9 protein-coding genes and 1 riboswitch are annotated in these 10,086 nt (G+C 73.2%); of the genes, 6 read left to right on the top strand and 3 right to left on the bottom strand.

What is annotated here, in order from left to right:
• Nucleotides 1-413: 413 nt before the first annotated feature.
• The 3 genes from QWJ41_RS18810 to QWJ41_RS18800 all read left to right on the top strand — a co-directional run bounded on the left by QWJ41_RS18810 (nt 414) and on the right by QWJ41_RS18800 (nt 5,481).
• Complete coding sequence (locus QWJ41_RS18810; protein WP_302710025.1) at nt 414-1,619, top strand: YibE/F family protein; 1,206 nt, start codon at nt 414-416, stop codon at nt 1,617-1,619.
• 26 nt (nt 1,620-1,645) lie between these two features.
• Nucleotides 1,646-1,852, top strand: a riboswitch (cobalamin riboswitch).
• 138 nt (nt 1,853-1,990) lie between these two features.
• The gene (locus QWJ41_RS18805; RefSeq protein WP_302710023.1) at nt 1,991-4,438 is read left to right on the top strand and encodes a ribonucleoside-diphosphate reductase subunit alpha; all 2,448 of its coding nucleotides are present in this window, start codon (nt 1,991-1,993) and stop codon (nt 4,436-4,438) included.
• The gene (locus tag QWJ41_RS18800) at nt 4,435-5,481 is read left to right on the top strand and encodes a ribonucleotide-diphosphate reductase subunit beta (RefSeq protein WP_302710022.1); all 1,047 of its coding nucleotides are present in this window, start codon (nt 4,435-4,437) and stop codon (nt 5,479-5,481) included. Before QWJ41_RS18805 ends, QWJ41_RS18800 begins: the two co-directional genes overlap by 4 nt.
• A gap of 34 nt (nt 5,482-5,515) precedes the next feature.
• Here QWJ41_RS18800 and QWJ41_RS18795 read toward each other — a convergent pair whose 3' ends face one another.
• Nucleotides 5,516-6,127 (bottom strand): flavin reductase family protein, encoded by a 612-nt coding sequence (locus QWJ41_RS18795; protein ID WP_193670034.1) that lies wholly within the window; start codon nt 6,125-6,127, stop codon nt 5,516-5,518.
• 84 nt (nt 6,128-6,211) lie between these two features.
• On the opposite strand from QWJ41_RS18795, the gene QWJ41_RS18790 reads away from it, so the two are divergent.
• From QWJ41_RS18790 to QWJ41_RS18780, 3 genes are read left to right on the top strand one after another with little or no spacing between them, the layout of a single operon-like run.
• Entirely contained in the window at nt 6,212-6,757 is a 546-nt protein-coding gene (locus QWJ41_RS18790) for a thermonuclease family protein (protein WP_302710021.1), read from the top strand.
• Between the two features lie 56 nt (nt 6,758-6,813).
• Nucleotides 6,814-7,812 carry an alpha/beta fold hydrolase gene (locus QWJ41_RS18785; protein WP_302710020.1) on the top strand — a complete coding sequence of 333 codons (999 nt, stop codon included), beginning with the start codon at nt 6,814-6,816 and terminating at the stop codon, nt 7,810-7,812.
• A 10-nt stretch (nt 7,813-7,822) separates the two neighbouring features.
• The gene (locus QWJ41_RS18780) at nt 7,823-9,031 is read left to right on the top strand and encodes a thiolase family protein (RefSeq protein ID WP_302710019.1); all 1,209 of its coding nucleotides are present in this window, start codon (nt 7,823-7,825) and stop codon (nt 9,029-9,031) included.
• A gap of 14 nt (nt 9,032-9,045) precedes the next feature.
• Here QWJ41_RS18780 and QWJ41_RS18775 read toward each other — a convergent pair whose 3' ends face one another.
• Entirely contained in the window at nt 9,046-9,201 is a 156-nt protein-coding gene (locus QWJ41_RS18775) for a hypothetical protein (protein ID WP_302710017.1), read from the bottom strand.
• Nucleotides 9,202-9,256: 55 nt separating this feature from the next.
• Nucleotides 9,257-10,051, bottom strand: coding sequence for a siderophore-interacting protein (locus QWJ41_RS18770; RefSeq protein WP_302710015.1), 795 nt, complete (start codon nt 10,049-10,051; stop codon nt 9,257-9,259).
• Nucleotides 10,052-10,086: the final 35 nt, after the last annotated feature.

The raw sequence follows: 10,086 nt of genomic DNA, 5'->3' as shown, positions 1-10,086 counted from the left end.
CGGCGAGCGCGGTGCTCGCGGGGTCTCGGCGTCGCTCGTCGCTGGCGCTCCTCCCTGCTCGACCAACGGGGCCTCACGGGTCTCGGCGTCGCTCGTCGCTGGCGCTCCTCGCTGCTCGACCTACGGGGCTGCCGCGCGCCGTTGGTTGAGCAGCGAGGGCCGAAGGCTCGAGCGTTGCCGAAACCTGGTGACTCCATGGCGTACGGCGAGTGGGCAGCTCACGGGGTCTCGGCGTCGCTCGTCGCTGGCGCTCCTCGCTGCTCGACCAACGGGGCCGTCGCTGGTCGCTGGCGCTCCTCGCTGTTCGACCAACGGTGGCCGGGGCGGCGGTGTGCCCGCTGGTACGTTGAGGCGTCCGACCACGCCGGGGCGCTGACCACGGCTCGGCCGATCCCTCGAGGAGTCGATCACGCATGGGTGGGCACCACCGCGGCCCCGGCCGCGACGAGCCGGGGCGCACGCCGCGGGCGGCGTGGCTGGTGCTGGCGCCGATCGCGCTGCTGACGCTGGTGGCCATGGTGTGGCTGTGGCCCACGGGTGACGTCGTGCCCGGGGATGGGCAGGGCAGCGCCGACCAGTACGACGGCCGGATCACATCGCTTGAGCGCTCGGAGTGCATCGAGGAGCTCACCGACGACGTCAACGGCTGCGGCACCGCGACCGTGTCGCTGGAGACGCCCGAGGACGACCCGCGCGACGAGCCCGTCGACTCCGCGGAGGTGCCGCTGCCCAACGGCCCGGGGGCGCCGGAGGTGGAGGAGGGCGACGACGTCGTCCTGATCCTCAACGAGACCCCCGACGGCGAGTCCTACGCCATCGTCGACCACCAGCGCGGCACCGGCCTCGTGGTGCTGGCGGGCGCCTTCGTGCTGGCGATGGTGGCCTTCGGTCGCTGGCGCGGGGTGAGCGCCCTGGCCGGGCTGGGCGTCACCTTCCTGCTGCTCCTCTACTTCGTGGTGCCCGCCATCCTCGCCGGGTCGCCGCCGCTGGTCGCGATCGTCGGCTCGGCGGCGATCATGCTCACCGTCCTCTACCTCACCCACGGCCTGGGGGCCACGACCACCGTGGCCGTGCTGGGCACGCTCGCCAGCCTGACCCTCACCGGCCTGCTCTCCGCGCTGGCGGTCTCGGCGCTGCACCTGACCGGCGTCACCGACGACCTGTCGCTGGCGGTCGGGATGACCCAGGGCGTCAACACCGAGGGCCTGCTGCTGGCCGGCATCGTGATCGGCTCGCTGGGCGTGCTCGACGACGTCACCGTCACCCAGTCGGCGACGGTCGCCGAGCTCGCCCGCGCCAACCCGGCGTACGGCGCCCTGCAGCTCTTCCGCGCCGGCAGCCGCGTCGGGCGCTCCCACATCGCCTCGGTGGTCAACACCATCGTGCTGGCCTACGCCGGCTCGGCGCTGCCGCTGCTGATCCTGATCGTCGCCAACACCGAGTCCCTCGGCAGCGTCGTGACCGACCAGATCATCGCCCAGAAGGTGGTGCGCAGCGTCGTGGCCACGCTCGGCCTGGTCGCGGCGGTGCCGCTGACGACCGGCCTAGCTGCGCTGGTGCTGCGTGGCGCCCCGGAAGCGCCTGACGAGACGGCTGCGACCGTCTCACCCCAGATCTAGGGGTTACACAGCTGTAGTTCACCAGATATGGTGCTCGTGCAGCTGGTTCGCCGGCCCAACCCAGGGTCGTCGAGGCAAGAGGGAACCCGGTGGAAGACCGGGACTGCCCCGCAGCGGTGAGTGGGAACGACCGCCGTCACACGCACTGGGTCACCGACCTGGGAAGCGACGGCCAGTAGGTGCCAGCAGGCGCGCCCGCGAGTCCGAAGACCTGCCAGCGCACCGCGCCCGACCGGGCACGGTGGTCCGACGCCTCGTGGGAAGGCCGACGGCAGGTACGACGCTGCGCCCAGCCGCCCGTGCGTACCCACCCGTCTCCTCCTCGCCCGGCCCGGACCGACCCGGACCGACCATCTCGCGAGGAGAGAGCCATGACGGTCACCGCACCACCCACCACCGAGCCCACCAGCACCCCTGCCAGCACCACCACCAGCAGCAGTCCCCCCGAGGACCGCTCCGCCGCCCGCCGGATGGCGGTGCGCAAGCGCAACGGCGACACCGAGGTCGTCGACGTGCTCAAGATCGTGCGGGCCGTCGAGCGCGTCGCCGGCGACCTCGACGACATCGACCCGATGCGGGTGGCCACCCGCACCATCAGCGGTCTCTACGACGGCGCCAGCACCGCCGAGCTCGACCGGCTCTCGATCCGCACCGCCGCCGAGATGATCGGCGAGGAGCCGCAGTACTCGCGCCTGGCCGCGCGCCTGCTGGCCGGCTACGTCGAGAAGGAGGTGCGCAACCAGGGCGTCGCGTCGTTCAGCCAGTCGATCGCCCTCGGTCACGCCGAGGGCCTCATCGGCGACGAGACCGCGGCGTTCGTCAAGGACAACGCCCGCAAGCTCGACTTCGCCATCGACCCCGACGCCGACCGCCGCTTCGAGTACTTCGGGCTGCGCACCGTCTACGACCGCTACCTCCTGCGCCACCCGCGCACCCGGCTGGTCGTGGAGACCCCGCAGTACTTCCTGCTCCGGGTCGCCTGCGGCCTCGCCCAGAGCCCCGCCGAGGCGATCGACTTCTACCGCCTGATGTCGTCGCTGGCCTACCTGCCCAGCTCGCCCACCCTCTTCAACTCCGGCACCCGGCACACCCAGATGTCGTCGTGCTACCTCGTCGACTCCCCGCGCGACGACCTCGACTCGATCTACGACCGCTACGCCCAGGTCGCGAAGCTCTCGAAGTTCGCGGGCGGCATCGGGCTCGCCTTCTCGCGGGTCCGCTCGCGCGGCGCCCTGATCCGGGGCACCAATGGCCAGTCCAACGGCATCGTGCCGTTCCTGCGCACCCTCGACGCCTCGGTCGCCGCGGTCAACCAGGGCGGTCGCCGCAAGGGTGCGGCCTGCGTCTACCTCGAGCCGTGGCACCCCGACGTCGAGGAGTTCCTCGAGCTGCGCGACAACACCGGCGAGGACGCGCGGCGCACCCACAACCTCAACCTCGCGCACTGGATCCCCGACGAGTTCATGCGCCGCGTCGAGGCCGACGAGCCCTGGTCGCTGATCGACCCCGACGAGGCCCCCGAGCTCGTCGACCTGTGGGGCGCCGAGTTCGACGCGGCCTACCGTCGCGCCGAGGCCGAGGGACGCGTCGTACGCCGTCTGCCGGCGCGCGAGCTCTACTCACGGATGATGCGCATCCTGGCGCAGACCGGCAACGGCTGGATGACCTTCAAGGACGCCAGCAACCGCACCTGCAACCAGACCTCCGACCGGCCCGGCGGACCGGTGGTGCACCTGTCCAACCTGTGCACCGAGATCATCGAGGTCTCCTCCGACACCGAGACGGCCGTGTGCAACCTCGGCTCGATCAACCTGGCCCGGCACCTGAGCGGCACCGGCACCGGCGCCGACCTCGACGTGGACTGGGAGGCGCTGCGGGCCACGGTGCGCACCGCCGTGCCGCTGCTCGACCGCGTCATCGACGTCAACTACTACCCCAGCGAGGAGGCCGGGCGCTCCAACCCGCGCTGGCGCCCGGTCGGGCTGGGGCTGATGGGCCTGCAGGACGTCTTCTTCGCCCTGGGCCTGCCCTTCGACTCGGCCCAGGCCCGGTCGCTGTCGACCCGCGTCTCGGAGGAGATCTACCTGACCGCGCTCGAGGTCAGCTGCGAGCTGGCGCGCCGCCACGGCGCGCACCCGGCGTACGCCGAGACGCGCGCGGCCAAGGGCGTGCTGCAGCCCGACCACTGGGACGTCGAGGTCACCCAGCTCGAGCGCTGGGCGGCGCTGCGCGAGCAGGTGGCCGCCCACGGCCTGCGCAACTCGCTGCTGGTGGCGATCGCGCCGACGGCGACGATCGCCTCGATCGCGGGGTGCTACGAGTGCATCGAGCCGCAGGTCTCCAACCTCTTCAAGCGCGAGACGCTGTCGGGGGAGTTCCTGCAGGTCAACAACGCCCTGGTGCGCGAGCTCAAGCGCCGGGGGCTGTGGACCCCGCAGGTGCGGGAGGAGATCAAGCGGGCCGAGGGGTCGGTGCAGGGGATCGAGGCGATCCCCGCCGAGCTGCGCGAGGTCTACCGGACCGCCTGGGAGCTGCCCCAGCGGGCGCTCATCGACATGGCTGCCGAGCGGCAGGCCTTCGTCGACCAGAGCCAGTCGCTGAACCTCTTCATCGCCGGACCCTCGATCGGCAAGCTCTCGTCGATGTACCTGCACGCCTGGAAGCGGGGGCTGAAGACCACCTACTACCTGCGCTCGCGCCCGGCGACCCGCATCCAGCAGGCCACCACCTCGGTGCTGCCCGCTGCCGAGACCGTCCCCGCGAGCGAGGCCGTCGCCTGCTCGCTCGAGAACCCCGAGACCTGCGAGGCCTGCGAATGACCACCACCGACCAGACCACCCCCCGGACCGGCACCGAGACCCCCCGGATGCTGCTCGACCCGGGCATGAACCTGACCCTGCGCCCGATGCGCTACCCGCACTTCTACGAGCGCTACCGCGACGCCATCAAGAACACCTGGACCGTCGAGGAGGTCGACCTGCACTCCGACCTCAAGGACCTGCAGAAGCTCAGCGCCGCCGAGCGGCACCTGGTCTCGCGGCTGGTGGCGTTCTTCGCCACCGGCGACACGATCGTGGCCAACAACCTGGTGCTCAACCTCTACCAGCACATCAACTCCCCGGAGGGCCGGCTCTACCTGAGCCGGCAGCTCTTCGAGGAGGCGGTGCACGTGCAGTTCTACCTGACCCTGCTCGACACCTACGTGCCCGACGAGACCGAGCGCCACGAGGCGTTCGCGGCCGTCGACAACATCCCCTCGATCAAGCACAAGGCCGACTTCTGCTTCCGGTGGATCGACTCGGTCTTCGACCTCGACGAGCTGGGCAGCCGCGACGACCGGCGCGCGTTCCTGCTCAACCTGATCTGCTTCGCCGCGGTCATCGAGGGGTTGTTCTTCTACGGCGCCTTCGCCTACGTCTACTTCCTGCGCAGCCGGGGCCTGCTCAACGGGCTGGCGTCGGGCACCAACTGGGTCTTTCGCGACGAGTCGATGCACATGGCCTTCGCCTTCGACGTGGTCGACGTGGTGCGCGAGGAGGAGCCCGAGCTCTTCGACGACGAGCTCGCCGAGCAGGTGCGCCAGATGCTGGTCGAGGGCGTCGAGGCCGAGACCCAGTTCGCCGCCGACCTGCTCGGCCAGGGCGTCGCCGGGCTCTCCATCGACGACATGCGCAGCTACCTCGAGCACGTGGCCGACCGGCGGATGCAGCGGCTGGGCCTGCCGGTGATCCACGGCTCGGCCAACCCGTTGGCGTTCATGGAGCTGCAGGACGTCCAGGAGCTGTCCAACTTCTTCGAGCGCCGGGTCTCGGCCTACCAGGTCGGCGTCTCCGGCTCGGTCGGCTTCGACGAGGAGTTCTAGCCCGGGAGGCCCGCCCGGCCGCGGCGTACGTCAATCAGGCCGGGCGGGTCATCCGCAGCATCGTGTCGGCCACCAGGTACTCGTCGGCGTAGCCCGCGCGCATCACCGGCTGGGCGGCCAGGGTGTCGAAGCGGCCGTCAGGGGTCAGCAGCGCCTCGTCGAGGTGCACGCCCACGACCTCGCCCACCACCAGCCAGTGGTCGGTCTCGGCGCCGTGCCGGTCGCGCAGCTGCGTGGAGTGCACGACGACGCACTCGAGCGAGGCGTGGCTGGCGACCACCCGCGGGGCGCCGGTCACGCGCCCGGGCTCGAGCTCGAGACCGGTCGCCGCGGCCTCGTCGTCACCGCGGGGCAGCGAGCGCGACGTGGCGTTCATCAGCTCGGCCAGGTCGCGCGAGACCAGGTTCCAGCAGAACTCGCCCGACTCCAGCGCGAGGCTGGCGGTGTCCTTCATCCCCACGCTCGAGAACATCACCATCGGCGGCCGGTCGCCCACGGCGTTGAAGAAGCTGTACGGCGCCAGGTTGGTGGTGCCGTCGGCCGTGCGGGTGCTGATCCACCCGATCGGGCGCGGCGCCACGATCGCCTTGAACGGGTCGTGGGGCAGCAGGTCCCGGTCGCGGGCCGCGGGCTCGTAGAAGACCATGCCCCCATTCCACCAGCGCCCCCCGCACCCGCCCCCACCCGCCGGTGTCGGCTGCTGTCGGTGCCCACTGCCAGGCTGTACGCCGTGGACCTCAGGTGGGTGCCCGCGACCGGGCTCGCGGTGGTGCTGCTCGGCGGCTGCACCGAGGGCGGGCTGGGTGCGGGCTCGGTGGTCGACGCGCCCCGCGACGGCGCGGACGAGCGTGAGGTGGGGGAGGTCGTGCGCATCGTCGACGGCGACACCCTCTACCTGCGCGGCGACGGCGACCTGCTGGGGCCCGGCGGCGCCGACGGCACCGCCGTACGCCTGCTGCAGATCGACACCCCCGAGACCGTGGCGCCCGGCAGCCCGGTCGAGTGCTGGGGGCCCGAGGCGTCCGCGGCGCTGGCCGACCTCGTGCCGCCCGGCACCAGCGTCAGCGTGGAGGCCGAGGAGGAGATCCTCGACCCCTTCGACCGCGTGCTGCTCTACGTCTACGACGCCGGCGGCGACATGGTGAACCTGGCCATGGTGCGGGCCGGGCACGCCGAGGCGGTGCTCTACGAGCCCAACGACCGCCACATCGAGCGGATGCGCGCCGCCGAGGCCGAGGCCCGCGACGCCGGGCGGGGACTCTGGTCGGCCTGCTGAACCGACCGCCCACGACCATGCGGCGGGCGCCCGTCCCGGTGGTGGACGATGGGGCCATGAGCCCGCGCGCCCCCGTCACCGCCGTCCGCCTGGGTGGGCGCCCCGACCAGCCGCTGCTGCTGCTCGGGCCCGCGCTGGGCAGCACCGCCCAGCAGGTGTGGGGCGCCGCGGCCGACCACCTGGCCGAGCACTTCCAGGTCGTCGGCTGGGACCTGCCCGGTCACGGCCACAACCGGACCCCGGTCGAGGAGCCGTTCACGCTGGCGGGGCTCGCCGCCGGCGTGCTGGAGATGGTCGACCTGATGGGTGGCGGGCTGCAGCCGCCGACCTTCCACTACGCCGGGGTCGGCGCGGGTGCGGCCGTCGGGCTGCAGCTGCTCCTCGACGCCCCCGGACGCGTCGAGTCGGCGGTGCTGCTGGGCGCCGGGGCGACGGCGGACTCGCTCGTGGCGGGCGCCGAGCAGGACGACCACGACGCCGAGGGGTACGCCGCCGTGGTCGACGCGCTCGCAGGCTTCGACGTACGCCGCCGCCTGGGCCGGATCGCCGCGCCGGTCCTGGTCGTGGCCGCCCCGGGCACCGACGCGGCCGCTCTGGAGTCGTTGCGCGAGGTCGCCCAGGGGGTCGGTGACGGACGCCTCGTGGAGCACGACGCGGCCGTCGGCCCGCCGGGGCTGCTCGCGGATCCCACCGGGCTCGCCCGGCTGCTGCGCGAGCACGCGCTCGGCCCGCCGGACACCACCCTCGACGACCTCGCCCGGGAGCTGGGGGCGCTCGTCGGCACCAGCGGGGGAGCGGCGCAGGAGGCGACGCCCGACGACCACGGCGACCACCTCGACCAGCGCGCGCTGGCCCTGGTCTCGCTCGCGGCCCTGGTCGCGAGCGGCGACCACGAGACGCTGGCCGAGGAGGTCCGGGCCGCCCGGGCGCACGGCGTCGGGCCGCAGGAGATCGCCGACCTGGTGCTGCGGGTGGCGCAGCTGTGCGGTGTCCCGGTGGCCGAGTCCGCGCTCGAGGTCGTCGGGCCCGTCCTCAGCGAGGACCGGCCCGGCTAGCCTCGGCGTCGTGACCGCCAGCTACCTCTACGCCAGCGCCCGCACCCCCTTCGGCCGGTTCGGCGGCGCCCTCGCCGGCGTGCGCCCCGACGACCTGGCCGCGACCGCGCTGCGCGGCGCGCTGGCGAAGGCGCCGGCGCTCGACCCGGCCGCGGTGGACGACGTGGCGTGGGGCTGTGCCAACCAGGCCGGCGAGGACAACCGCAACGTGGGCCGGATGGCGGTGCTGCTGGCGGGGCTACCGACGTCGGTGCCGGCCACGACGATCAACCGGCTGTGCGGCTCCTCGCTCGACGCGGGCATGCAGGCCTCGCGCACGATCGAGACCGGGGATGCCGACGTGGTGGTCGCCGGTGGTGTGGAGTCGATGACGCGGGCGCCGTGGGTGCTGCCCAAGCCCGAGCGCGCGTTCCCGGCCGGGCACGCCCAGATGGTCTCCACGACGCTGGGCTGGCGCCTGGTCAACGAGCGGATGCCCGCGGAGTGGACCGTCTCGCTGGGCGAGGCCAACGAGCAGCTGCAGGAGCGCTTCGGGATCAGTCGTGAGCGTCAGGACGAGTTCGCGGCCCGCTCGCACCGTCTCGCGGCGCAGGCCTGGGCCGACGGGTCGTACGACGACCTGGTCGTCGGCGTCGATGGGGTCGAGCTGGCCCGCGACGAGAGCATCCGCGACGGCTCCACCGCCGAGAAGCTGGCTGGCCTCACGCCGTCCTTCCGCAGCGACGGCACCATCACCGCCGGCAACGCCAGCCCCCTCAACGACGGCGCCTCGGCGCTGCTGCTGGGCTCCGAGGCGGCCGCCGAGCGGATCGGGCTGGCGCCGATCGCCCGGGTCGCCGGTCGCGGCGCCCACGCGCTGGACCCCCGTGAGTTCGGCTTCGCGCCCGTCGAGGCCGCGAACACCGCGCTGGCGCGCGCCGGCATCGGCTGGGGCGACGTCGGGGCCGTGGAGCTCAACGAGGCCTTCGCGGTGCAGTCGCTGGCCTGCGTCGATGCGTGGTCGCAACAGGGGGGCGTGGACCCCGAGATCGTCAACGCCTGGGGCGGCGCCATCGCGATGGGGCACCCGCTGGGCGCCTCCGGCGGCCGGGTGCTGGGCACCCTGGCCGCCCGCCTGCGCGCGAGCGGCGAGCGCTGGGGCGTGGCCGCGATCTGCATCGGGGTGGGCCAGGGCCTGGCAGTCGTGCTCGAGAACGTGGCGGGTCCCGAGCACCGCTGAGGCGCGGGCGAGGCTCAGGTGTTGTAGCGCAGCCAGGTCAGCAGGGCCACGATCCCGGCCACCAGCAGCACCAGCGCGATCACGGCCAGCGCGGCCCCGCCGAGCCGGCGCGGCTCACCGTGCAGCGGGTGGTTGGTGCTGGGCAGGTCCCTCTGCTCGTCGTCGGCCATGCTTCCTGGGTACCCCTCCCGGCGGCGACGGACCCCACCCTTCCGGTGGGGCGGCTCAGGCCGTGTCGCCCTCCATGGCGATCACGAACTGCTTCTTCACCGAGCGCCACTGCTCGTCGTCCATCCCGCGCCGCCAGTAGGGCGAGCAGGACAGGTCGGCCTTGGCGACGCCCCGGTCGCGCAGCAGGTGGGCGCGGATCTGGCGGATCTCCTCGGCCTCGCCGTGCACGAAGGCGTGCACGCGCCCCTCCGGCAGCTCGGCCCCCTCGACGGCGCCGACCAGGGGACGCGGCGACGCGGCGCTGCGGTGCACCCACTGCAGGTCGAGCCGCGCGGGGCTCTCGAGGGCGATCTCGTGCTCGGGCCCGTCGACGACCAGCCGGACCACGGCGTGGTCGGTGGGGCGCAGCACCTCCAGCGACGCCGCGATCGCCGGCAGCGCCGCCTCGTCGCCCACCAGCAGGTGCCAGTCGGCGTCGCGGCTGGGCCGGTAGTCACCCGCGGGGCCGTTGAAGACCAGCACGTCGCCGGCCTCGGCACCGTCGGCCCACGGGCCGCCGTGCCCGGCGTCGCCGTGCACCACGAAGTCGAGCGTCATCTCGCGCCGCTCGGCGTCCCAGCGGCGCACGCTGTAGCGCCGGCGCAGCGGCCACTGCTCCTCCGGGTGGGTGTCGCGGACCTCCCGCGGGTCGAAGACCGGCCCGTACGTCGCACCCGCGGGCGGGATGGCGGCGTTGATGTAGCTGTCGGTGCAGTCGGGCATCTCCAGCCCGTCGAGCCCGCTGCCGCCGAGGACGACGCGGACCATCGTGGGGGAGATCTGCTCGGTGCTCTGGACCTCGCCGTGCATGGGCTCTGCCCCTCTCGATCGATTCCGTTCTTAGG

Origin of the sequence: Nocardioides cremeus, assembly GCF_030518195.1 — a bacterium.
GTDB lineage: Bacteria > Actinomycetota > Actinomycetes > Propionibacteriales > Nocardioidaceae > Nocardioides > Nocardioides cremeus.
The sequence above is the reverse complement of the archived record's forward strand: the minus strand, read 5'-3'. Positions and strand labels throughout refer to the sequence as shown.

Excerpts from the sequence above, each read along its gene's own strand:
- QWJ41_RS18810 (WP_302710025.1), top strand. The coding sequence starts at position 414 with ATGGGTGGGCACCACCGCGGCCCCGGCCGCGACGAGCCGGGGCGCACG.
- QWJ41_RS18805 (WP_302710023.1), top strand. The coding sequence starts at position 1,991 with ATGACGGTCACCGCACCACCCACCACCGAGCCCACCAGCACCCCTGCC.
- QWJ41_RS18800 (WP_302710022.1), top strand. The coding sequence starts at position 4,435 with ATGACCACCACCGACCAGACCACCCCCCGGACCGGCACCGAGACCCCC.
- QWJ41_RS18795 (WP_193670034.1), bottom strand. The coding sequence starts at position 6,127 with ATGGTCTTCTACGAGCCCGCGGCCCGCGACCGGGACCTGCTGCCCCAC.
- QWJ41_RS18785 (WP_302710020.1), top strand. The coding sequence starts at position 6,814 with ATGAGCCCGCGCGCCCCCGTCACCGCCGTCCGCCTGGGTGGGCGCCCC.
- QWJ41_RS18775 (WP_302710017.1), bottom strand. The coding sequence starts at position 9,201 with ATGGCCGACGACGAGCAGAGGGACCTGCCCAGCACCAACCACCCGCTG.
- QWJ41_RS18770 (WP_302710015.1), bottom strand. The coding sequence starts at position 10,051 with ATGCACGGCGAGGTCCAGAGCACCGAGCAGATCTCCCCCACGATGGTC.